This is a genomic window from Edaphobacter sp. 12200R-103 (assembly GCF_010093025.1).
Lineage (GTDB): Bacteria > Acidobacteriota > Terriglobia > Terriglobales > Acidobacteriaceae > Edaphobacter.
The window spans coordinates 265364-290821 of record NZ_CP048114.1 but is presented as its reverse complement, the minus strand read 5'-3'; the positions used below and the strand labels follow the sequence as shown (position 1 = coordinate 290821).

General features: G+C 56.0%; 13 protein-coding genes. 4 read left to right on the top strand and 9 right to left on the bottom strand.

What is annotated here, in order from left to right; genetic code table 11:
• The first annotated feature begins 1014 nt into the window (after nt 1–1014).
• Nucleotides 1015–4557, top strand: a complete 3543-nt coding sequence (locus GWR55_RS01280; protein WP_162400641.1) for a carboxypeptidase regulatory-like domain-containing protein — start codon at nt 1015–1017, stop codon at nt 4555–4557.
• A 48-nt stretch (nt 4558–4605) separates the two neighbouring features.
• Here GWR55_RS01280 and GWR55_RS01275 read toward each other — a convergent pair whose 3' ends face one another.
• Nucleotides 4606–6006, bottom strand: a complete 1401-nt coding sequence (locus tag GWR55_RS01275) for a hypothetical protein (RefSeq protein ID WP_162400640.1) — start codon at nt 6004–6006, stop codon at nt 4606–4608.
• A 112-nt stretch (nt 6007–6118) separates the two neighbouring features.
• Here GWR55_RS01275 and GWR55_RS01270 point away from each other — a divergent pair, with 112 nt between their 5' ends.
• Nucleotides 6119–7126: a zinc-binding alcohol dehydrogenase family protein gene (locus GWR55_RS01270; protein ID WP_162400639.1), complete on the top strand. Its 1008-nt coding sequence runs from the start codon at nt 6119–6121 to the stop codon at nt 7124–7126.
• A gap of 27 nt (nt 7127–7153) precedes the next feature.
• On the opposite strand, the gene GWR55_RS01265 is transcribed toward GWR55_RS01270, so the two are convergent.
• Nucleotides 7154–8008 (bottom strand): IclR family transcriptional regulator, encoded by an 855-nt coding sequence (locus GWR55_RS01265; protein ID WP_162400638.1) that lies wholly within the window; start codon nt 8006–8008, stop codon nt 7154–7156.
• 223 nt (nt 8009–8231) lie between these two features.
• Here GWR55_RS01265 and GWR55_RS01260 point away from each other — a divergent pair, with 223 nt between their 5' ends.
• Nucleotides 8232–9827, top strand: a complete 1596-nt coding sequence (locus tag GWR55_RS01260) for a DUF5060 domain-containing protein (protein ID WP_162400637.1) — start codon at nt 8232–8234, stop codon at nt 9825–9827.
• 4 nt (nt 9828–9831) lie between these two features.
• Nucleotides 9832–12576 carry a hypothetical protein gene (locus GWR55_RS01255; protein WP_162400636.1) on the top strand — a complete coding sequence of 915 codons (2745 nt, stop codon included), beginning with the start codon at nt 9832–9834 and terminating at the stop codon, nt 12574–12576.
• 140 nt (nt 12577–12716) lie between these two features.
• Here GWR55_RS01255 and GWR55_RS01250 read toward each other — a convergent pair whose 3' ends face one another.
• From GWR55_RS01250 to GWR55_RS01220, 7 genes are all read right to left on the bottom strand, one after another.
• On the bottom strand, nt 12717–13703 hold the full coding sequence (locus GWR55_RS01250; protein WP_162400635.1) for a glycoside hydrolase family 43 protein: 987 nt from the start codon (nt 13701–13703) through the stop codon (nt 12717–12719).
• Between the two features lie 167 nt (nt 13704–13870).
• Nucleotides 13871–16315 (bottom strand): SUMF1/EgtB/PvdO family nonheme iron enzyme, encoded by a 2445-nt coding sequence (locus GWR55_RS01245; RefSeq protein ID WP_162400634.1) that lies wholly within the window; start codon nt 16313–16315, stop codon nt 13871–13873.
• Nucleotides 16316–16337: 22 nt separating this feature from the next.
• Nucleotides 16338–18005 (bottom strand): trehalase family glycosidase, encoded by a 1668-nt coding sequence (locus tag GWR55_RS01240; protein WP_162400633.1) that lies wholly within the window; start codon nt 18003–18005, stop codon nt 16338–16340.
• A gap of 106 nt (nt 18006–18111) precedes the next feature.
• Nucleotides 18112–19410 (bottom strand): S9 family peptidase, encoded by a 1299-nt coding sequence (locus tag GWR55_RS01235; RefSeq protein WP_162400632.1) that lies wholly within the window; start codon nt 19408–19410, stop codon nt 18112–18114.
• A gap of 37 nt (nt 19411–19447) precedes the next feature.
• Entirely contained in the window at nt 19448–21532 is a 2085-nt protein-coding gene (locus GWR55_RS01230; protein ID WP_202925556.1) for a right-handed parallel beta-helix repeat-containing protein, read from the bottom strand.
• Complete coding sequence (locus GWR55_RS01225) at nt 21529–24039, bottom strand: TIM-barrel domain-containing protein (RefSeq protein ID WP_162400631.1); 2511 nt, start codon at nt 24037–24039, stop codon at nt 21529–21531. The genes GWR55_RS01230 and GWR55_RS01225 overlap by 4 nt, the downstream gene beginning before the upstream one ends.
• Nucleotides 24039–25400, bottom strand: a complete 1362-nt coding sequence (locus GWR55_RS01220; RefSeq protein WP_162400630.1) for an MFS transporter — start codon at nt 25398–25400, stop codon at nt 24039–24041. The genes GWR55_RS01225 and GWR55_RS01220 overlap by 1 nt, the downstream gene beginning before the upstream one ends.
• Between the last annotated feature and the right edge of the window lie 58 nt (nt 25401–25458).

The window sequence follows — 25458 nt, the reverse complement described above, 5'->3', positions numbered from 1 at the left end:
TCGAGATTTGGCGCGTCTCACTATGAGAAGTGCGTAACTTCCGACAGGCAAGGAGAAAGGAAGGATGAGGGGTTTCCAGGAACAACCTTGCAAAGGAGCTTTTCATCTATTATCAACATGGCAAAACTTTGCACACGCGGTGAGCAACTGATACAGGGGGTAAGACACGCCGAAAGGGAGGTCTGGAAGCGTTCAGCTGCCCCTTCGACCTTGAGACTGTCAGTTAGGCGTAGACCGATTCTTCATGCGGAAAACAAATTACTGACCCATGCCAAAAATTGTGAGTCCTGCAATCCTGCGGTACATTTCTATTTTCTGCCTTGATTCGCGCTCTGGGAGACTCTATCTCCACGAAATGCGATCAACATAGGTATGGCTTGCAGTGCAGGGTGGAAGATTGCCGATCGTTCTTTCGACACGCTAGAGGATTTCGGCTGTGGACGCGATCGAAGAGGATTCTTTCCTCAGCAGTCTTCCCCCCTGCATAGCCATCAAAGAATGCATTCTGCACCATAGCGAACATCTGAATGTCTCTTCTATCCGATGGCGCAATCCAAGCATTTTTCAGCATGCGCGTGTCGAGATGTTAGGATTTTGAAGCAGGAGGAGATTTGATGAGCGCTTCAAATGAATCGGCACATTGGGTAGAGCGAAACTGGTACTGGCTGGTAATTCTTTACGGTCTTCTTTTTCTGACGCTCCTGGTGTCGTTCGCGCCGAGTTGGTAAAGAAAATCCCTGTCCCTCCGAAACCGGGCCTGATTTTCAATTTATAGACACAGTTTCCATAGGTGCTCCGACCATGGCGTCTCCAGGTGAGACCTCCATGGCCGGAGCATCTGACGTTTAACCCACCTCCTGGAATGCTTTCCGCCATGGTTGATTGGTTCTGCAGAAAATCCGGGAGTGCCGTCCATCCCCGAATTGCCTGAATCGCTTGACAGCTGTACATCTCATACTCTATTTTCGCCAACGATATTTAACTTTCATATTAAGTTAAATTTGGAGCTTCCTCATGAGAGTACGACCTGTCCTCCTTGCCCTGCTTCTTTGCTTTGTCGGATATATGGTCTCCGCGCAGGAGTTTCGCGCGACGCTGACCGGCAGAGTAACCGATCCAACGGGCGCCATTCTTCCTGATGCAGCTATTACGGTTATCAACACGGCGACTGGCGCAAGGGTCCAGACGAAGTCCGATAAGACCGGCCAGTACACCACGCCGTTTCTGCTACCGGGAAGTTATTCCATCCGGGTAACGATGCAGGGGTTCCGCACCTACGAGCACAAGAACCTGACATTGCAAACCGGAGCGAAAGTTCAGGAAGACATCCAGATGCAGGTTGGCGAAGCGAACCAGAATGTCGTCGTCACCACGGAGACACCGCTGATTGAGACGACAACCGCAACTGCCGGACAGGTGCTGTCGGCGCATGAGATCGAAAATCTTCCAGCGAATGGACGCTCTCCGCTGGGACTCGCAAAGACTGAGTATGGCGTCATTCCCAAGCAGAAGCATTCTGTCACGGAGTCACGGCCCTTCGACAATTCCGCGGCCAGCGATTTTTCGATCGGCGGAGGAAATGCGCAGTCGAACGAGTATCTGCTGAACGGCGTGCCGAATATGCAGGACTCCAGCAGAGTGCCGGGTTACAGCCCCATGCAGGATTCTGTCCAGGAGATTCGCGTCGATGTCTTCGAGTCGGATGCATCGTATGGCGACACGTCAGGTGGCACGGTCAATATGACCACGAAGGCCGGCACCAACAGGTTTCATGGAGCCTTTAACGAGTTCAACCAATTTTCTGCAATTAATGCTCCGACGCGCTGGTTTGCAAACAGTTTTCCCGCAACCCGCCAGAACCAGTTTGGAGCGTATGTGAGCGGCCCGGTGATCCTGCCGAAGATCTTTGATGGCCACAACAAGCTTTTCTTTCTGTATGCCTTTGAAGGGTTCAAAGGATCTACGCCGAATCCCATCACCACAACCGTACCTACGGACGCGGAGAGAAAGGGTGATTTCTCTGCCTTGCTGAGCGGTCAGATGGTTTCCTCAAAGAACTGCCCTGCGGGACAGACCTACACCTACGACAAGTATCAGTTCTTCGATCCCTTCAGCGGAACACCTGACCCGGGCTGCCCTGGCCAGGTGATCCGTACTCCGATTGCGAACAACGTGATTCACAACATCAATCCGGTGGCTGCGGCATATCTCAACTTTTTCCCGATGCCAAACACAGCGCCCACAGCGAGTGACGGCGAGAATAACTTCCGCAGCAACGTACCGACTACCAACGACTACAACTCGCATGCCGGACGCCTCGACTACAGCATCAATGACAACAATAAAATCTTCTTTGAGACTCACCGCAGCGAGTATCTGCAGACCTCGAACAACATCTTCAACAACATTGCAACGGGATCACAGAACTATACGGTCTACCAGGGTGGGGTGCTGGACTACATCCACACTTTCTCTCCCATCGCCACGCTGGATGCCCGCCTTAGCCTGACGCGGTCGTACAACAATACAACGCTGCCCAGCAACGGTTTCGACGCGACTTCAATCGGTTATCCCGACTACGTTAACACCAACTCCTCCAAAGCGCTTCCACGCGTCTCTTTTTCGGAGAACGGGTCCACCAATGCTCCGGCATATTCAACCCTGAGCACCAAACCTGGGACACTTTCAGCCTTCGACACGATCCAGTTTTTCTCTGCATTCACTCTGGTGCGGGGTAAGCACACGATCAAAATCGGTCCAGATATTCGCCAGAACAAGAACAATACCTTGAGCCCGGGATATTCTTCGGGCGACTTTGAGTTCGACAACAGCTTTGTTTCGGCGGGTTCGACGCTTGCGGGGCCATTGTATGGAGGGTCGATGGCCTCATTCCTGCTGGGCGTTCCGAGCAGTGGAAGCTACTCCATCGCACCAGCTCTCACTTATAACAACTGGTACATCGGCGGATTCGTTCAGGATGACTGGAGGATTCTGCCAAACCTGACGCTCAATCTCGGGATGCGCGTGGAGTCAGAGACCTCCATCAACGAGAGTCACAACCGAGCTGTGGTGGGATGGGATTCGGGGGCTGTCAATTCCGCCACCGCTGGGGCAATTGCGGCCTACTCCGCTCATCCTATAGCCGAGCTTCCCGTGTCTTCGTTTTCGCCCACGGGCGGACTGATCTTCGCTTCAGCTGCTCGACGGTATGAATATGCGACCCCGTCTGCGTATTATTCGCCGCGCTTCGGCTTCTCATACACACCATCGGCACTGAGAAATCGTGGAGTGATTCGAGGTGGTTTCGGATTGTTCGTGAATCCGTTCAACGACTATTACACGCCGCAGAGTTATGGCTTCAGCGCATCCTCAACACTGGTGCCGACGACGAACAACTACCTGAGCCCGGCCGCTTCGTTGTCAGATCCATTTCCTACGACTAATCCGCTCGTGCAGCCCACGGGTTCTTCGCTGGGCGTGAATACCTACCTGGGGCAGGGCATCACGGTGCGACCGTCACAGGTAAAGGTCCCGTACTCAGAGCGATGGAATCTCGATGTGCAATATCAGCTTTCGAGAAATACCTCGATCGATATCGGCTATATCGGGAATCACCAGGTTCATCTTTCCTACACCAACTGCATCAGCTGCATTAACAAGCTGCCTTATCTCAGCCGATCCGCATTCCGCGATACGGCGGTACAGTCGAACCTGAGTTCGTCGGTCACAAATCCCTTTAAGGGATTACCGAATGTCACAGGCTCGCTTGGATCGTCCAGCAAGATTCAAAAGCTGGCTCTGCTGGGAGGGCATCCGGAGTACAGCAGCGTCTCACAGCAGCTGACACCAGGCTCCTCGTCGATCTTCCATGAGCTTCTGTTCCGCTTTCAGCAACGCATGTCACATGGTCTGACGATGAACCTGAACTACGAATACTCCAAGCAGCTTATCGCTCAGCAGCTAAACCAGGGAGGCCCGCTGACCTACCAGGAGAGTTCCTCGGACTTTACCCATCACATTGCGCTTACGGGCGTCTATCAGCTTCCTTTCGGACATAACCAGGCATTCCTGAATCACATATCGAGCTTTGTAGACCAGCTCGTCAGCGGCTTCACGGTCAATGTGATCTACGCCTATCTGTCAGGAGCGCCGATTGGATGGGGAGGAACGGGAAGCGGAAGCTATCCTCTGTTCGCGAATGGAACAGCGTATGATTCCTCTCTTCGCATCTCTCCGCGGGCGTACACCGGCGCCTTCGACAAGACGAAGTTCAATACCAATCCGAACGACCAGCCGAACTCGACTTACAACTATCGCACGTTCCCGCTGTTCTACGGGCGCCAGGATGCGACCAACAATCTGGATGCTTCCATCCTCAAGAATTTTCATGCAGGGGAGCATTTCCAGATCCAGTACCGCTTCGAGGCGTTCAACGCGCTGAATCACACGCAGTTTGGCACACCGAACGTGAGCCCCACCTCAGGCAGCTTCAGCACCATCACATCACAGGCCAACACGCCCCGCGTGCTGCAACAGGGACTGCGAGTGGTCTTCTAGTAGAAGTCATCGCCGAACCTTGGGGAGAGTCGATTGACTCTTCCCCTTTTATTTGGGCGAAGAAAGACGGTATACCGTGGCAGTGTATGCGGCAATCGTTATCTCATTTTCTGAGGGCCCATGAATAGAGGAGAGCGCAACGTCGTCTTTGGCATCGATCGCCGGCGCATGCAATTTTACGATTGCAGAGGCATCTACCCTCTCAGGAAGGGAACATGTTATAGGCTCGTCGGTCTTATTGACGAGCGCCAACTCTCGCTTTCCCTGATGGTCGAAGACGAAGGACTGGACGCGCGAGTCAGCTCCGCGCAACGTGGAGTTGAGAACCTTCGCGCCGGCAAAGCGCTGAGCGAAGCGGATTCCGAAAAACTCCGGACGTCGGACGAGGCCGGTAGACGGGCTGCCTGCGACAGGCGTATAGAAACCGTTGCCGCCGCCATGGAAGTTCACTCCTGCCCATCCGCGCTCCATGCAGGTCAATGTGTATCCGGCGGCCCAGAGAGCGGAGGCGAAGGTATCGGAGACGCCCGGCTTTCCCCCATCCCAGCAGGAGTTCCCCTCGGACATGCGATAGGTCAGGTGCGCGATCGTCTGGGCTCTTTCGAGGATGGGGAGATCACGTGACTTCAGCGTGGTCAGCTTCGGCTCCGCAGAGAGCAGATTTTCGAGAGTTGCCTGGGGATTTCCGGAAGGTCCCATCGCATAGTAGTGGCTGGTCAGGAGCACCACATCCGGAAATTTATGCACCTGCTCCGCAAAGGCAGTCAGATAGGAAAGCTTGTTCGAGATGTCCGGACCAGCGAAACGTGCGGCTGGAGTGGTCTTCGCGATGGCATCGTGGAACCGTGTCCACTCTGCGAGATAGTCTTCGGGACCGTAGCTCGCGGCGCGGTAGCGATTGCGGAAGCTGTCGGGCTCGTTTCCAATCTGGAAGGCCAACAGGCGCGGCCCGAGAATCTGCTGGGCTGCCGCGGATTCGTGCACGGCGTTCTCGATCGTGCCCTGGCCCAGGTTGAGCCCGTAGATACAGTTCCAATCTACTGCATCCAGAAAGCCACGAAGATTGCGTAGCGCGATCCTACTGGTAATGGTCCCATGTTTTACAGTCTTCGAGGTATCCGGGCCAAAGACTTCGAACGGTGGGGGTTCAGTGGGAGCAGTATCAGAGTACGTGGTGTACTCGCTTGAGCCGCCTCCCAGACGCAGATTGCCGTGCGGCGCAAGCTCGCGAAAGATCGTTACAAGCTGTCTGTTCTTTGGCGAGAAGAAGCCGGGGTTCGCAAGCTGCGCGCTTTCGTAAGAAAGCCCGATGAAGTCCGCCGGGACAGGATTGGATGCAGCGTCTCCTATCTCTAGAGAGGCTACCGCCTGTGATTTCCCCCACATGAGCCGACTGCTGTGGAGCGCGGCTGCAGCCGCGAAGGCCCCCAGAAACGTTCGACGATTCATCCTTCTCCTCTTTTGGTATATCTGCTTTGTATCCGCATCAATTCCTGAAACAGTTTATTCTGTAATGAAAATAAAAGTTTGCTTATGACAACAATGTCTTGAAGGATGCGCCATGAGAGCTATGTCATTGCTGGGAGCAGGAGACGCCCGGATCGTCGAGATCCCGGAACCCACGAGACGTGATGGAGAACTTCTGCTGAAGGTTGAGATGGTGGGGCTGTGCGGCACGGACCTTAACAGTTTTCGCGGGAAGAACCCGCTGGTGACCTATCCGCGCATTCCGGGTCATGAGATCGCAGCCACGGTTGTGGGAGGCTCCGCAGCGATTCCCGTTGGCACACGCGTGACGGTCTCACCCTATACCAGCTGCGGAATCTGTCCTTCATGTCGCAGGCAGCGCTTTAATGCATGCCAGGGCAACCAGACCTTCGGAGTACAGCGTGATGGCGCTTTGACGGAATGGCTCTCTGTTCCCGAAGAAAAGGTCTATGTTTCGCACCTGTCGCTCAAAGAGCTTTGCCTCGTAGAGCCCCTGACCGTCGGCTTTCATGCCGTCGCACGCGGCCGGATCACGGCGAATGATACAGTCGCGATCTTTGGCTGCGGCGGTGTTGGCCTGGGAGCCATTGCCGGAGCTTCCTTCCGGGGAGCACGCACAATTGCAATTGATCTGGACGACACCAAGCTTGAGACCGCGCAGGCTGCAGGAGCAACGGATTTGATTCACTCCGCACGCGAAGATTTCCGGAGCCGTCTGCGCGAGCTCACCGGCGGCCGCGGTCCGGATATCGTGATCGAGGCGATTGGTCTTCCGGAGACTTTCCGCGCAGCTATCGAAGAGGTCGCATTTACCGGCAGGGTTGTCTATATCGGATACGCGAAGGAACCCGTCGCCTACGAAACCCGGCTCTTCGTGCAAAAGGAGCTCGATATCATGGGCTCACGCAACGCGCTGCCAGAAGACTTTCGCGAGGTAATTGCCATGCTCGAGAGAGGACACTTCCCTGTCGATCGCGCAGTCTCGGCAATCGTCTCCCTGGAAGAGACTCCTGCCATTCTCAGTACGTGGTCTTCGTCGCCGGCATCCTTTACCAAAATTATGGTCCAGGTTTCAAAATAGCCAGGCCGACGACTTAGCCGGGCAGAATTACTTTTCGCCCTGCAGGCGCCGCGCGATGGATGCAGCTGCATCGAGAAGCGCAGCCTGAACCTCGTTCTCGTGTTTCTTATCCATGCGGATGGTCGGGGTGGAGAGGCTGATGGCAGCAACAACGCGATCATCCTCCAACCGGATCGGCGCACTGAAGCAGATTCCTCCCCGGATCGACTCTTCCCGGTCCCCCGCGATTCCCGTCTTGCGAATCTCCTCGAACTCCGCGAAGAGCTTCTTGCGGTCGGTGATCGTATGCTCGGTGCGGGCAGTCAGGCCGTAAACCTCAAGCATGCGATCGGCCAGAGAACGGTCCTGGAAGGCCGTGATGGCCTTTCCCATGGCAGAACAGTGCGGAGGCAACACGCGCCCGATCTTATTGGTCATCCTGATCTCGTGAAACGTCTCCAGGCAGTCGAGCACATGGATGCGATCGTCAAAGAGATAGGCCAGGCTGGCGGTTTCGTTGAAGGCATTGGCCAGCTTCTCCATCTCGGGGCGTGCCATCTCACGCACATGTTCGGCAGCACGGACCAGCCAGCCGAAGATGAGTCGCGGCGAGAGCTGGTAGGTGCCGTCCCGATGCTGCTGCAGATATTCGTGGTGCTCCAGGGTCCTCAGCACGCGGAAGAGCGAAGACTCGGGAAGCTGCATCTGGGCGCTGATCTCCTTGAGGGAGAGCGGCGTCTGACCGTCGAAGCAGTTTAGAACCTCGAGGGCTCGCCCAATGGAGCGCAGGTAATAAGCTTCATCACCCGATGACTCCGTGTTGTCGAGCGCCCACTTGGGAAGACGCCGGCGAACTGCGACCTTGGATCCTGCTGCTGCGGTAACCGCTTTGGACTTTTTCATGCGCACTCTCAATAAGATCCGGAAGAGATTGAGCTGTTATTTTCACTCATTTGATCTTCAGCGTCATTGTAAAACCATTCCATATAACTTTTCTTTTATTGTAATAATTTTCAATTTTTATTGACAGAACAGGGCATGTTTCTATAGAACGGCTTAGTTGAAGCTTCTTTTGCAAGACACGCGCGCTACACCTGCCACCCCCATCCCGAAGGGATAACTGCCCATGAATCGTAGAGATATGCTCAAGATGAGCGCCGCGACCCTTGCCGGCGCGCTTGAGCCTGCTGCCTTTGCCGAAAAAAACAGTCCGCAGACCAACGCCATCAGCATCGAGCAGTGGGGCTTATTCGAGGTGATCCTCAAGGGATCTTCAGCAGGAAATCCGTTTAAAGACGTGTCCTTGTCGGCTGAGTTTACCCGCGAGCATCGCACAGTCAAGGTGAAGGGTTTTTATGACGGCGATGGAATCTACCGGGTCCGCTTTATGCCGGATATGACGGGTGATTGGGTCTATCGGACCACAAGCTCCTCATCGGCACTGAATGGACAGACTGGACGATTCACCTGCGCGCCGGCGACTTCCGGCAATCACGGTCCGGTCACGACGGCCCACCGCTATCACTTTGTTCATGCCGACGGCACCCCCTATTTTCCGTTTGGAACGACCACTTACGCATTTCTCTTTACCAAGGACGAAAATGCTGCAAATTCGTTGGCCGGGATGAAAGGCCTCTTCAATAAGAGCCGCGTATGTGTGCTTCCGAAACCTATTGGACAGGGACCACAGATTCTTCCCTTTCCCTATTCTGGCGGTGATGCAAACGGCCGTCACGGAACCAGTGACTATACCCGCTTCAACCCCGAGTACTTTCAACTGATCGAAAAGCGGATTATGCAGTTGCAGGCTGCAGGAGTCGAAGCCGACTGTATCCTCTTTCACCCCTACGACGCCTGGGGCTACAAGGCCATGCCCAATGAGGTGGATGATTTCTATCTCCGCTACGTGGTGGCTCGTCTCTCCGCGTTCAGAAACGTATGGTGGGCGATCGCCAATGAGTACGACCTGGTGAAGGCAAAGACGATGTCGGACTGGGATCGCTTCTTCCGCATCGTGCAGGAGGAAGATCCCTATGGCCATCTGCGTTCGATCCATCACTCCGGCGTGATCTATGACCACTCCAAACCGTGGTGTACCCATGCCAGCCTGCAAAGCTATGACTTTGAAAAGTCCTCTGAACGGCGACTGGCGTGGAACAAGCCCATTGTCTATGACGAGATTCAATACGAGGGCGATGTGGAGCGGCGATGGGGCAACCTGTCTGCCGAAGAGATGACGCGGCGCTTCTGGCTGGCGACGGTTCGTGGAAGCTATGCCTCTCATGGCGAGGTCTTTCTCTCCGCAGAGAACGGGCCCCACGCACATGAGTCCAGCTGGTCCGATGCAGGTCGCCTTCGGGGGGAGTCTGCCCCCCGCATCAAGTTCCTCCACGACCTTGTTACGAAGTGCACAAAGGTAGGGCTGAATGAGTTTGAGGGCTCCTACTATCTTTCGGCCGGAACTCCGAACGAGCTATACCTCTGGTACTTCGACTATCACCGCCCTGCGCGCTATACCTTTCCCCTGCCAAATACGGCGAACTTTGAGGCGGCACTCATCGATCCGTTCGAGATGAAAGAGACGAAGCTTACGGGAACCTTCAGCGGGAAGTCCAGGATCGAGCTTCCGAACCGGCCGTTCCAGGCGATTGTCTTCCACAAGGTCTCGAATGTAACTGGCAAACCAAAAGGCGAATCCCCCACGCCGGAGGTGATGGATTAGTCCGATGAAGAAGACTCTGTTTGCGCTGACGTTGTCGCTTAGTTCGCTCGCTTTCGCTACCCCGAAGGTTGAGGTCTCGGCGAGGGCTACTCCGAGAGAGAAGTTTGGAGCAGAGCGGCTGCGCGAAGCCGTATCAAAGCTCTCCGGCAATGAGCATATTCTGCTGGCCACACGTCAGGATGCGCTACTGGCGAAGTTCGATACGAAGATTCCCCAGCTATGGCCCGGCGCAAAAGAAGCATTCGCCTTGGAACGCGTGGGCAAAACGATTATCGTTGCGGGTTCCGATCCTTCGGGCGTGCTGTATGGCTCCGAAGAGCTTGCGGATCTGATTCGTGCGGAGCATGCCCTGCCGAAGAGGCTGGACTTTATCGATCATCCTCAGCTGAAGATTCGCGGCGCGGTGATCGGCCTGCAGAAGCCGGAGATCACCTACGAGAATGCGGAGTACGACTATCCGTATACCCCGAAAGACTTTCCCTGGTTCTACGACAAGGCGGAGTGGACGAAGTATCTGGACCAGCTTGTAGAGCAGCGAACCAACGCGCTCTTCCTCTGGAACGGACATCCGTTCACCTCGCTGCTGAAGCTGCCGAAGTATCCCGAGGCCCAGGAGCTTTCGACCACGCAGCTGGAACAAAACATCGAGATGTTCCGCTGGCTGACAGCAGAGGCGGACAAGCGCGGCATCTGGATTCTGCAGGGCTTCTACAATATTCATCTGTCGCATAACTTCGCCCGAGCACATCATCTCCCCTTCCATCTGTCAGCCCCGTCGGAGCTTTCAAGCGAGTACACCCGGTACTGCATCTCGGAGTTTATTCGCAAGTATCCCAACGTCGGCATCTTTATGACTCTGGGCGAGGCAATGGGACCGCACTACGGTCCGGAGTGGCTGACAAAGACGATCATTCCCGGCGTGCTGGATGGATTGGCTGAGCAGGAGAAGACAGTGGGACATCCCGTGCCGCAGCCGCCAATTGTGGTGCGTGCCCACGCAACGGATATCGAAAAGGCGATGCCGGCTGCCACTGCAATCTACTCGAACATCGACACCATGTGGAAGTGGAACGGCGAGTCGTTTACGTGGACCAATATTCGCGGCCCGGTCAAGGAGCGATTTCAGACGCTCGTCAAAGGCTCGAATGACACGATCGTCAACATGCATCTGATGTCGAACTTCGAACCGTTCCGTTGGGGCGATCCTGACTTTGTGAGGGAGACGACCCGCAGCTTCGTTCGCCTTGGCATCGGCGGTGTTCACGTCTATCCGTTGCGTTATTGGGACTGGCCTAACAGTGCGGACAAGACCGATCCGCTGCTAAAGCAGACGGATCGCGACTGGATATGGTTCGCAAGCTGGGCACGGTACGCATGGAATCCTGAGCGGGAACCGCAGACGGAAAAGATCTATTGGATCGAGCAGTTCGCAAAGCGATTCGCGGTTGCGGGAAACCTGAACGCCGTCGGTCATAGTCCTCTGACGGTGGGGCTTGAGAGCCCCGAAGTCCTGGCAGCCCAGAAGCGCGATCTTACAACGCTGCAACGCGAGACTGGCGCTCACCTTCTGGCTGCCTATGAGCTCTCCGGGCAATGCGCGCCTGAGGTCATCCGGCGGCTCGGAATTACTGAGGGCAACCGCCAGGTGCTATCGCTGGGAATGACGATGCCGCAACTGATCGATGCCGCACGATTCAATCCGGCGCAGACTTTGTGGACCGGCGATGCTCCGGACGGTGAGCGCCTGGATGAATGGGTCGCGAACGAGGTCAATCACGGCAAGCATCATGGTGAGAATCCGCTGGGTGTTGCTGCGGATGCGGCGCGGAAATCCGCCGAAGCTGTGCGTGAAGCTGAGACTGCTGCACCGGGAATCGCTGCCGATGCGATGCCCGAGTATCGTCGCATTGTAAACGACATGCGCGCAATCGCCGCTCTCATGGCCTTCTACAACGCGAAGGTGCAGGCTGCCGCGCTTGTGATGCGATATGGCTACGATCGCGATACGAACCATCTGACTGAGGCTCGCAGGCTTCTGGCGGAGAGTGTTCAGCACTTCGCCAGGCTGAGGGAGCTGACTGAAAACACCTATCGCAATGCTGCGGGCATGCAGACATCGCAGCGGCAGATTCCTGTTCGTGGCGGCCCAACAACGAACCACTGGCGCGATCTGCTCCCGGTCTATCAAAAGGAACTGGCGGTCTTCGACAAGCGGCTGGCCAGGTTAAAGGCGGGCAGTTTCACTGGTCCGGGTGCAGACAAGGCAAGCCAACTGCCGGAGATCGGCTTCACGCTTGAATCAGGTGGAGGAGAGACCTTCACGGTTGCTGGCGGTGCAAGCCTGTACGCCGATCAGGAGATGCCGATCACATCCGTTGTCCCTGAGCTGAATGGGATGAAAGGAATCCGGGTCTCAACGCATCAACAGACGCCGATTCGTTTTCGGCTCGACAAACCCGCACAGATTCTGGTGGGGTTCTTCAAGTCGGAGTCGAGAAAAGCGAGGAATGTTTCGCCGGATACGGAGCAGTGGAACATCGTGCTTCCCGATGCAGTAACGCAGAAGAAGGGGCTGCCGATCAGCGTCTGGGCGAAGCCGCTGCCTGCGGGCGAAAACGATCTCGACCTGGGCAAGGGTGCTTACGTCGTGCTGGGCTTTATCCCGGAAGAGACGCACGTCACGCCACATGTAAACTTCGATCCCAACAGCAAGCAGCCGCCGAATCTGGACTGGATGTTTGAGGATTAGTGCTCCGACATCGATAGTGCATCAGATAAGCAAGTCGGACTTCGGTCCCCGTCCGCCGCACAGGCGAATACAGGGATCCTTCACTACGTTCAGGATGACGGCTTACCTGGCAGCTTTAGAAGCAGTAGCGGGCCAGGACTTTAATGAGTGCTGGTCGTATCGTCGTGTCGAGACAGAAGGCGCTGAGCTTCAGCTTCGGTAACCTGAAAGAAGCTGCCGTGCTTGCATGCCTCTGGAAGATGAATCTTGTCATCGGCGCTCTGCCAGTGAATCCAGTCGGTTGTTTCCACGGCTTCGAAGCGTGGATGAGGCAGACGATAGTGATCGTAGTAGACGATGAACTTGTCGCCAACCTGGATGACGCTGGGACCTTCGGACCAGCTTTCGTTAATGGGAGCGGAGAGACTGCCCCACGGGCCTTCTACTGAAGGGCCTGACGTCCAGCGCTCGCTATAACGTAGAGGGTCGGTGGTCTGGTCCTTGAAGACCATCACGACGTCTTTTTTGCCTTTGAGCTCGCGATGGAACATCGTTGCATCGATCACAGGGAAGCCACGATCAAAGAACTTTTCAGGCTTGGTGAAGCTTTGCCAGTCCTTTGTGTGTGAGTCCCAGATGCGCAGGCCCTCACCCTGCTTTTCTCCGGGAGCAGGATCGAAGGCGCTGGACCAGAGGATGAGCCACTGTTTCTTCTGCTTGTCCCAGTAGGTCTCGGGAGCCCAGGTGTTGTGAACAGTTGGGAAGGCTCCCATGATCTCGATCTTCCGCTGCGGAGTCCAGCTCATGAGGTCTTCGGAGCTTGAAGTTCCGATGGAGTTCCCTCTCCATCCCCAGGTCCACACCATACGGAAGCCATGGCCATCGGGATTGCCGGTGAGGAAGACATCGCGCATAATTTCGCCGGGCTCAGAGGGTTTGAGCCAGGGCTGGCCGTCGTTGAGCGGTGTGAAGGTGTAGCCGTCACGGCTGAGCGCAAGATAGATTCCCTGTGAGCCAGGCTCTTTGAAGTAGGCGAAGACCCATGGATCGGTGGATTTGGGCTGGGTGGCTGGGGTCTGCGCGTTGAGGCTGGGAGCGAATGAAGCGACGCTGAGGAGCAGGGATGTCAGAAGTTTTCGCCGTTTCATGGTCTTCTCTGGTGGAACGTTGGATATGGTGCTGTTCGAGCAAAATATAGGGATTCTTCGCTTCGCACAGAATGACGCGTCTATGGTGTCGGAAAGCGAACCGCATATCCTCCGACTTCGCTGCGCTCAGGATGACACTTTCGAGGCGGAATAGATTGGTCTTCGTTCTATTCTCCTGGGGGTGGTCCGAGCTTGTCGGCTCCTGGGATCTTGTCGAAGGGGCCGTTCTCGGGCACGTCGCTTGATTCCAGAGTCTTGCCACGCCAGTGCGATTCGGCAGTCTGCTTGCCGTGCTCATCAAAGTTTTCCCAGGTCCATGCCCCGTCAGCGGAGTAGTTCTTTACCCAGATGAAAGTCCCGTCTTCGCGCTGGTAGCGTTCCTCTCCCGTTTTCCTACCGGCATGGAAGGTCACAGTCCACATGGGTTTCCCACTGGGATAGAAGAACTGTTGCTTTCCTTCGAGCAGAATGCGTCCATCGGCGGCAAGGCCGGCGCTCCATGTGCCCTTAACCTTACCATTAGGATAGCGCTCAGTAACGTGCCGGATGTGGGTGATCTCCCCAATGGTAGTTTGCGCATCGCCGGCTGACTTGTCGAGGATCCACGCCTCGTTCAGTTCAATCTCGTAGTTCACCTTGTTCTTCGAGGTGACGACATGGATCACGCCGTCGGGTCCCTGCGTCGCGGTAGTGTATCCGACGGTCAGGATATCGGGAGGAAGGCGCTTGATGGTCCACGTCTTGCCGTCATCGTTCGAGAGCGCAACGTAGCTGCCATCTTTGTGGTTGTGCTTCTGGCGTTTAGGGTTGTAATCGGCGACGAAGAAGAGGTGCCCGCTCTTGAGGCGGATAACGCTGGGGCGCTCGCCGCTCATCAACTCGTCGAATGGAGTCTCGGACTTTACCCAGGTTTTGCCATCGTCATGGGAGGTCGCCATTGGCATGTGCCCGTTGATCTCGGAGTTCTTGCCTCCGATGCCAAGCAGGTCGCCGTTTTTTGCAAACACGATGGTAGTGTGGCGTCCTGCGGTACGCCCTCCGGTATCAGACCAGGTCTTGCCTTCATCGGCCGTCTTCCACACGACGCTGATCGAGCCATTGCCATCGGGATCGCGACCGGTGGAGTCGGTCGGCATATAAATGGCTCCGTCCGGTCCGCGGACGATGCTGTTGATAGGCTGCGAGACGTAACGGCCAATCGGCTGCGGGAAGAACGGAAAGTGAGCTGCCGACCATGTGGCTCCATTGTCAGAGGAGGTGGCCCAGGCGAAGGGAGGAGCTCCAATCAGGCGTGCGAATCCCCAGAAGAACCAGACCTTGCCTCCGGGCTGCGACTGATGAACGGGATCGTTCCAGATAACAGGCGCAGCGAGACCGGCATCGGCAAAGATCGGCCATGGCTCAGGCATGTCCCACTCTTCCGATCCCGCGCGACGACGCAGCGTCATGACGGTCTGATCGGGATCGTCTTCCTGATCAGGCGTGTTGTAGTAGGCGGCGAGCAGGTCGCCGTTGGGAAGCACCTGGATGGCGGAGTTGTGATAGTTGATGCCGAGACCAGGTGCAAGGCCGAGCTTCCAGCCGATGCCGCGCATGTTTCTATCGCCGAGATCAGGAAAGAGCTCGTGCGTACGATAAAGAGGACGGCTCATATCGGGCTTATTGATCGCCTTGCCGAGTGCTGGACCGCCGAGAATATCCTTCTGCTTGATGGCGGTCTGGAAGAAATAGTGCCATGGTGCTGTTGGATGGGCAGCAGGCATAGGAGCCTGCACAACGCGGAAGCCTACATTCCCGTTTGCCGACGCATAGGATGGTGGCAGGCTGGCGCGGTTAGCGGGACGAGAGAAGTAAGGCGATGTCGCAGGAACGTTGAAGTCCGGCGAGGTCTTCGTAGCTGTATGACGCCAGTCAAGACCGCCTCCCCGAACGACACGAGTCATGCCGGAAGCGGCTCCAGTGGGGTCCGTCTGAACCTCAGGAGAATCCGGGTAAGGACCATACCAGTCGAGCGTCCATTCGGGACGGCCCACCTCCATGTTCTCTACGCCAAACCTATTGGCGTGATCGATACCATGAGGCGTATCGGAGTCTCCATAGAGGTGCGTTCCGCCTGCACGAGCGACATACTCCCACTCAGCTTCGGTGGGCAGGCGCCACGGCTCGCCGGTCTTCTTTGTCAGCCAGCGGCAGTAGGCCATGGCCTGCTCCCAGCTGACGCCTGCAGCGTAGGCAGGCGTTGCAGAGTGAGCTTTGTAGGAGGGATCGAAGCGGGCAAATTCCTCAGGCGAGACCTGAGTAACACCAATCTTGAACCCATGACTGATGCGAACGCGGTGCGCCGGAACCTCGTCGAAGTCACCATGCTTGGGACGAGAAGACATTACACCGAAGCCTTTGGTGATCGAGGGAGAAAGTGCCTCCGCATCTGCTCCCATCAGGAAGGTACCTGCAGGAATCGACGCGGTTGCAGGAACTCCGTCGGGAGCCATCGAAGGAGCTTCGCCGGGCATGCGGGCGAGTACGCCACCTTTCTGTGCCACAGCAGGGTTCACCAGGACACAAGCAAGTGCCAGGCCTGCCATCCAGATACTGGTTCCGCGATATTTCACCCTTCTTCTCCTTCGTAGTGTTCTAGTGGCCTGCTGATTTCGGCATCTCTGCCTCAAGCAGGCCGAGGTGTGGGCTCTTGGCGATAACTCGGCCATCAACGGCAATCCACATACCTTTGCCTCGACCATAGCGTTTGCCGTCCTTATCCCAGGCGATGGTGAGCTGATGACCGTGATAGGGCAGCTGGTCGATAGCAAAGTAGCTCCAGGCTGCTGCAGATACCAGCGGACGAACTACAACGCGGTCGCCAGCCTGAGGTCTTAAGCCGATCAGCCCTGTGATGAGCGGATCGGCAAAACCGGAGTGGTTGTAGTAGTTGCCGCGTCCAATCTGTTTGTTCTTTTCGATCAGCATCCGCTTGGCGATCCACTCATCGGTGTCGGCGTCGTAATCTTCGTCTATCCAGTCGATCAGGCGGCCATCTGGCAGCTTGAAATGTTGTGCCAGGACGTAGCGGCTGAAGAGCTTGTAGTAGTCATCAGGACCAATGGTATGAGGACCGGGTGAGGTCTCATACGCAGCCAAAGCATTGAGGGTCTGAGTCATCGCGAAGGGCCATGCCGGACCGTTCCAGGTGCACTGATCGGAGCTGGCGAAACGAAAACGCGGACTGCGCCGCTCCGCCGTGGTGGCCCCATATTTGCCGTCGAAGCCCTGCGGATCAAACAGCTGTTTCCACGCGACACCATGCGACGGCGCGGGCGAGCTGAAGTTCCAGGGGTTATACCCAATCAGCTCACGCACTCCCGAGAGCTTCATCGTCGTACCGGGATCGACGAATTTCTTCTGCTGACGGATTCCGGAATCTTTTGACGGCGATACTACTTCGTAGAACTGATCCTTCGCGTTCCAGAGAACGGTCTCGATAAGTGTGTTCAGTTTTTCGGCCTTTGCATCGAACTCTTTTGCGACCTGCTCTTCTCCAGCCAGGCGAGCGGTAGCGGCAATCGCCCGGGCATCGGAGACCATGTAGCTGTTCAGCGTGGGCCGGTAGCCGTCTCCGCTAATGCTCTTTTCCATCGCATCGCGCGTATCGATAGACCAGAAAAGGCCGTTTGCATCCTGCTGGGTACTCTCCCACTCGTGATAAACGCGAATCATCTGCGGTAGCAGGCTGACCGCTAGCTGGCTGTCGCCATTGGCGAGTGTGACGTCGCGAACCGCCGTCGCTATCGCATCGGAGTACTTACGGATATCGACATCGGGGCGGAACCAGAAACGCGCATCATCCTCTGCGATCGCGCGATCATGCAGCCAGCGGGCTTCGCCCAGGTGAAAGGGTGCAGCGTCGGGAAGAGCTCCAAAGCTGCCATCCTTGAATTCCGGTTTGGGAAGCCATTCAGTGATGATGTAGCCGTTCGAAGCGCGGACGAGATGTTTCTTCCAGGCATACCAGCGGAAGTAGTACATCTCCTCGAAGGCCTTGTCGGAGGAGTCGAACCAGGGAATTTCGCGCTGCATCCATGGCCATGCCGCCTCAGGCTGTCGACCCACCGTCATCGGCTCTCCGTTGTAGAGCTTGCCGGTAGCCGCGCGCTCATCTGCCTCGAACTGGACGACGTAGTGATGATAGCTTTCGGGATTCAGCAGAGCGCGCTGTCGCTCGCTGCCCTGAGCATGCAGAACAAATGCTCCAAGAAGGAGCGCCGGGAGAGAGAACCACGTTGCAAAACGCGAAAGAGAGTGCATACGAAGACTCAGGAGGCATTTCGAGCCTGCACCACTATAGTAGATAAAACCTACAATCATCAATAATTAATGGAAATTGTTTATAGATTTAGAAATTAATTGGAGACTATCGCGGTGCCTGCTCCACCGCCTGCTTCACCCAGGACGAATAGATGAAGGCGTTCTTCTCCTTCTGCCATTCAGAAGGGCTTAGCACATCGAGCTGTTCAGAGGTAAAAAGAGGCACTCCCGCATCGATGGCGCGAATGCCGGCGTCCCGGTCTTCGCGGCCACTGCTCTTGCCCAGGGGAAAGCCGACCTTTGCGGCCCATGCACGGATAGTGGTCGTTGGAAGCTCATCGACCGTGCGGCCACGCCAATCGGGAAAGTGGAGTTCGGCGTTGAGCCACTGAGCAGCTACGAGCATAATCCATGAGGGTCGATGACTTGCTCCAGGATCGAAATAGGTTGTAAATACACCGCGTTGGCTGCCGTTGAGAGCGATGACCCGATTGTGGAGATCTGCGAAAAAGTCTGGGCCGTGATGCGGAATATCGACAACAGTGTCATTGGTTCCGTTGAGGATAAAAGTGTCACCCCGACGGGCATTGAGCGTAAAAAGCACCGCAGGGCGGTCTCCTAAAAAGGCGAGAGCCTTGTACGGGCCGGACTGGCACATGACAGCGTGGCTCGACTCCCAGTAGCCACCTGGTCCATCGAGATCGCCGCCTCCGACCAGCAGCAAGGCATGAACCCGAGGATCGGCAGCGCCAGCGAGAGAGGAGATGAAGGACCCCATGGAGAAGCCGAGGACAGCGATGCGGTGAGAGTCGACATCGTGGCGCTCCGACAATGTACTGACAGCCTGCATCACATCGGTGATCATCTGCCCGCCCATGCGTGCGGGCATGCTCGGCGGTGAGGTGATGATGCGATCGTGTTCGCCGGCGAAGTCCTTGTGATCGTCGTTGCGTTCCCCTTCTCCAATGGGATCGTAGGTCAGAACAACGGCGCCAGCCCTCGCATAGAGTACCCCCGTGTAATACGCGTACCAGCTTGCCTTGTCACCGCCATGTCCATTGACGACGATGAGGCCCGGCATACGCCCGCGAGGCCGCTGCGTAGGTCGATAGATCACTGCCGGAACGCGCAGGCCATAAGCAGTGCGATAGCTTACTTTCTCGATCGTTACACCGGGAGTGATTTCCTCGATCGCATAGGTTTTGAGGTCTGTCTTCGGTAGTGGATCAGGGATGAAGAGAGCGCTTCGCATCTCGTGGCGCCAGGTGTCGATCTGGTTCGAGCTGACTCCATGCCCTCGAGACTGAGCCCCCGAGAACGATGTGGAGCCCAGTAGCAGTGAGCAAACTACGACGACGCCTGCTTTTCGAATTGCGGAGAGCGTGGATGACTTTGATCGATGCACGTTTGCAGCTCCTGTGCCTGATAGCGGATGAAATTGCCTAATGGTGCGACGACGAGCTTCGGGCAGAGCTGGCCACAGGTTCCGTGGCATCGGGCTGCGCATCTCCGTAGGCGACGGGGCCCGCCTTTGGTTCGATTCCAGCATCCTTCATGATCTCAGTGGCCTCCTCAGGCCAGCTGCCATTCGTAACCAGATGATCGTTGAGAATCAGATCGTTCTGATAATTTGTCCACATTCCACCGATCTTTGTCCCATCGTGCCAGTTGTCGATTGCCGTATTGTCGGGCGAGATACGCAAAGGATAGGCAGCGTGGACGGTATTGATGTTTAGCCACTCACTGTCAGGATCCTGAACAACATTCTTGCGCACCGTGATATATCGTGAGCCCTCATCGAGATAAAGTGCGATCTTTCCGTGGTTGTCGAAGATGTAATTTTCGGTGATCAGGGTTCCAGGACTGGCTGAAAGATTGTAGATCGCGCCGCCATCATGGAAGAACTTCTTGGCATCGTGAATGCGATTGCCCGCCACAACGACATCATGATGCGTTGTGGGTGTGCGGTAGACAAGATTCTGCGGCCAATCGTATCCATGCATGCGGACGCGATAGTTGGGATTCCCGTTAGGATCATGCATTCCCCATCCGTACCCTATGTCAATCGCGTCATAGGGCACATCGGAGATGTCGTTGTGGAGGATGACTGCTCCTTCCACATACGTGCTGAGGATTGCGGAATGGTCAAAGAAATCCCTGCTGACAGCATGGATGCGATTGTTTCGCACGATGAGCTGGCGATTAATTTGACGAGGATCATGCGGGTGATGGGCATCACGCTGAACGCCCCCCGCGAGGATCGCTCCACCGGCGCAGTCAGTAAATACATTCGCACTTACAGTAATATCCCCCGTGCCGAGACCGGTGCCGGAGAGCATTGCATCGGCGTCATTCCCGATCCCCAGGGCATACTGGCCAAGATGTGCAAAGACATCGTGATCGAAGGCGATACGTTCTGAAGCGCTGACCTGCACGGAGGCGGGTATCTGGCTCCACTCATTGCGCACACTTTCGAAGGCGCGGCATCCTTGGGCGCAGGTTGCAATAGGATCCTCCGGATACGCGAGAGCATGCCCGGCCAGATACGATCCACTCTGCTGGCTGGCATATCCATCCGGCCCCGATGGACCGAGCCAGGTGGTATGAGAGAAACGGATGTGGCGAAACGTAAGATCGCGCACCGGCCGATCAAGACTATCGCCGATGGAGAGAAGAACTGCGATGCGCGGCAGCTCAACATCGGCCTTTGCAAGGTCCACGCCCTGGTCGGGGCGAAGATACAAGCTTCCCTTTTCGGGGTCGAGATACCACTGGCCGGGTTTCGTCAAAAGATCCAGTGAATTTACGAGATAGAGATGCGACAACTCGGGATGAAAGGGCTTCTCGATCGTGTCGTATCCCCATAGATTGTTGTCCCATGCTGGCTGGCGCATGACGAGTCTATCCTGTTCAACTCGTTCGACCGGCGAGATGCGTCCAGTGAAGAAACCCGTCGCTCTCAGCTCAAGGTGAGGCGCTTCCTTAATCTCGTGACTCAACGCGCCACGCTTAAGCGTCAATCCTTCGCGAGTGAACATGACATCTTTTCGCGGAATCTCAACAGACGCCATGGGTGCCAAATGATCGTTGACCCACAGCTGTCTTGCATTGAGTCCCCGAGGAACATCCGCGACATAAATACCCTTCGCATGGTCCCAGATGCGCCATCCTGCAACGGGTACAGCGCCGCTCCATACCGGGTGAGCGCCTTCCTCTGCCTGCCAGCTGACGGTGTGGCCATTCTGCCCTCCATCTGCGGCGGTAAATCGCAGCGGCTGAGAGAGTCGATAGATGCCATCCGCGAGCTGCACAATAACGTCGCGATCACGATTCTTCTCACGGACGAGCTGCTGCGCCCGCTCAAGCGTGCGCAACGGGTGCGAGACGTCCCCCGATGCGGCGTCATCGCCACCGGGAGACACTGTAATAAGAACGACGTCTCTCTTTGCGGACGCTGCGTTCGCTGAAAGGCAAGAAAGTAGAAGCAGTCCGCTTGCAGCTAGAAGATTTCTATACATCGACTTCATTGATTAAAGTCCAACTCCTCTCCACGGAGCCTGATGCAATGCTCCGTTCCGTCATACCGTATCGAGCGATGCCAACGATTCTTTGGCGTGAAGACGACAATCTGAAAATCGCGCTCCGCAATCAGACCGGGAAATGTACCCTCTCTGGAAGAGAAGATCAGTTCACCGCGAGCGTCGTTCCATGCGATTTGTATGCGCGCCCACTCGCCTCTTTCATAGCCGTAGCCATCTCCAGCATCCTCGTACAGAGTAAAGACAGCATCTGCCCCCGGGTAGATGCGAACTTCAAGAGGAGCAACCGGCATCTCATCGACGTACTGCATTACCGGCCCTATCGGCAGGATTGTGCCGGCCGGTATGAACCATGGAATCGTCTCCAGCGGAGCGGTGGCATCGATCGTCTGGCCGCCCTCATAGACTGCTTCGCCATCAGCGCTGTACCACTGCCTCTCTGCGGGCAAGTACACCCTTCGTGAATGAGGTCTGTTCGAAATGGGAGTGGACTGCGGCCCGTAGTACATTGGCGCAGTCACCGGACAGACCATAATGGATGGCCCAAAGAGATACTGGTCGGCAATGGGATAGGTGGCGGCATCCTGGGGAAATGCAAGCGCGAGGGCCGTCACCATGGATGCATGGTCAAACGTGACCGCCGCAGCAACAGAGTAGATGTAAGGCAGGAGCCGATAGCGCAGACGAATGCCAGACGCAATAGCATCATAGAAGGGCGTTCCTTCTTCACCAAATCGCCAGATTTCACGTGCGACATCAGTGCCATGCGACCGAAACATCGGCAGAAAAACCGCATACTGCAGCCAGCGCGTGTACAACTCATAAAAGCCAAGATCCTTTGAGCCGGCATCACGGGGATCGGGCTCAAGGGCGTTCATCTCCGTCAGTCCCCTGCAGCCGTCGGGATAATCTCCGCGCCAGAACCACAGCTCCGGGTTGTTATCGACGAAGAAACCTCCGATATCCACCGTCCAATATGGCTCGCCTGTCGCGCAGAAATTGACACCCTCGGCAATCGAGCGACGCAGCGTCTCCCACGTTGCGCAGACGTCGCCGTTCCAGGTGAAGGTGCCATAGCGATGCTGGCCGGCATACGATGAGCGGGTCAAGTTTAGAACGCGCTTCTGCGAGCTGCGACGCTGGCCTTCATAGATTCCCTGTGAATGAACCAGCGAATAGGCATTGATCCGGGCCGGATCCAGATAGAGTTTCGATGCTTCAGTATTGATGGCGAACCGGCGATGCGGTTCGGGCTTCACCGCTCCTGACCAATCCGCCTCAAAGGGCTCTGTGCAGTCGCACCACCAGGCGTCGATCCCATGAGAAAACAAGCCTCCGGATGCCTGCTCCCAATAAAGCTCGCGAGCTTCGGCAAGAAACGCGTTGTAGGTGGATTGGTTTCCGAGCATCAGTCCTCGTTCAACAAACTCCCTCTGATCCCTGCATCCACCAGTCATGATGGGCCAGATAGAGACCATCAGACGGGCATGCATATCGTGCAGCTTTTGGATGAAGTCATCAGGATCAGAAAAGCGCACAGGATCAAATGACTTCTGCCCCCATCCTTCTCCATTGGGCCAGCTCTTCCAGTCGAGCACGATGGCATCGAGAGGAATTTTCCTTCTCCGATACTCAGCGACAATAGCGAGCATCTCATTAGCCGTAACGTATCGCTCTTTCGACTGCACATAGCCAAAGGCCCATCGGGGCGGCAGTGGCGTCGCACCCGTAAGTTCCCTATAGCCACGGATTACATTGTTGAAGCTTCCGCCATAGATGAAATAGAAGTCGAGCTCATCGACGCAGTCGGCCCACCAGTAGGAACCCAGAGCATCGTCGTGGAAGGTCATCGCCGAAGCGCAATCGAGAAGCACACCATAGCCACGTGTCGAAACAAGGTGAGGCACAACGGCCTTCATATTTTGTTGATACAGCTCGCGCGACCGCCCTCGAAGGTTCGCATAACCTTCTTCATGTGACCCAAGGCCGAAGAGAGCTTCATCTCTCTCAAAGACAAATTCGAGCTTCGCTTCGTAGGCAGTGCGCTCGAACTCCGTGCGATCGCTTCTGACGGATGCTCTCGCGCCGTCAATACTCTCGGCCTGCTCGACACTTACAGCCGCATCAAAGATGTGGCGATATACAGTCCTCGAAGTAAGCTCCTTTCCACCGCGCGCAGGCTCTTGCATCAGCAGCATTCCATCGGCATCAAGATAGCAGAGCGCACCCGTTGCTTTGCGCACTACGACCTGGAGAGCAGGCGACTTAAGAATGTAGCTGTCCGTCGTCTCGCTCAGAGCAAGTGGCACTTCCTCTTTCGTTCCGATTACGATCGAGCTTCTCGCCGGTCGAAAGCTACGCTCTGCAGTAAAGGTGATACGTGCGATCGCCGACGTAAAAAACTCGATACGAAGGAGCCGATCTGCAGAGTGAAAGAGGGCGACACCTCTTGCAGGTTCGGTCCGCGCATCGAGTTTATAGAGCGACGTGGGCATCAGAGGCTCTCGCTCACCAAAGCAGCCGTTCTGCGGCGCTCTTCAAGATCGCGCTGGATCATCGGCTCCATCAATTCGTAACGCAGGTAAAACACCACCGGCACAATGGCCAAAGCATACGCCAAGGCGGGCAGCCAGATGCAGGCCAGCTCGATTCCGAAGATGGAGCGCGCGCCCTGCGCGACGTTTGGGACATAACCCATGCTGGCGAGAATCCATGCCGGCAGTGCTCCGCCAAGACCGCTTCCGGCTTTGAGACAGAATGCGGCTCCAATTGCTGTAAGAAAGCCGGCAGCACGAACACCGCTCTTCCACTCTCCATAATCCACGCTGTCCGACAGAATCGAAAAGGGAATGGCCATGGCAAGCCCGCTGGCCAGGAAGCCCACCACCCATCCGTCGAGCACAACGCTTACCGAATGGGCATGCACTCCGACAAAGACAATCAATTGAGCAATAGCCGAACCTGCCAGTCCAAACGCCCACACATTGCGCTTCGACATGCGTTGGCACAGCCAAGGCAGAAAAAGAATGCTTCCAAGCGAGACGAAGTCCAGGCTATTTGCTGTGGATGTAAGATCCGCACGATGCATCACGTACTCGAAGAAGTAGGGCGCAGATGAGATACGCGCGATAAAGGCTATCCAGAAGAAAAGACTGCTCAAAAAAATGATGGCCCAGGGAGCATTATTCCGCAGTGCCTGCACGCTTTCGCGAACAGAGAGTCTTTGACGTCTCTCATAGACCACCTCCCGAAGATTCCGAAACGCGAGCAGATAGAGCACGACCGTGCCGATCGCATAGAACGGCATCACGACCATGAAGCCTTTGCGATCATCCCCATGCCCCAGAAAGGAGACCAGGGGAAGTACAGAGAGATTCACGAAGAGTACCGCGAACTTCGACCCGAACATCCGAAAGCTGGTAAGCACTACGCGTTCGTGAGCATCGGGAGTAAGAGCCGCGAGAATGGATGTAACCGGCGTGTTGATACCCGTGTATAGAATGCTGGTCACCACATAGGTCGCTCCAGCGTAAGCGATCTTTGCAGTTCCACTCAGTCCTGGAGTTACAAATGTAAGGACGCCAAAGATCGCAAACGGCACACAGAGCCAGAGAAACCAAGGACGACTTTTCCCCCAGCGGCTATGAGTCTTCTCAAAGAGAATCCCCCACAATGGTGCGTCGAAAGCATCGATGCACCGCGCCAAAAGCAAAATCGTTCCTGCTGCGGCAGCGGAGAGGCCGTAGACGTCGGTGTAGAACTTGAGGATGTAGAACGAGATGACGCAAAAGATCAGCTGACCGGCTATCTCACTGGCCATATAACTGAGTCGCATCTTGCGTTGTGCACTCGTCATCTATTCCACACAGTCCACCCACGTCAGGGATACACAACGTCCGCCGCGAAGGTCAAGC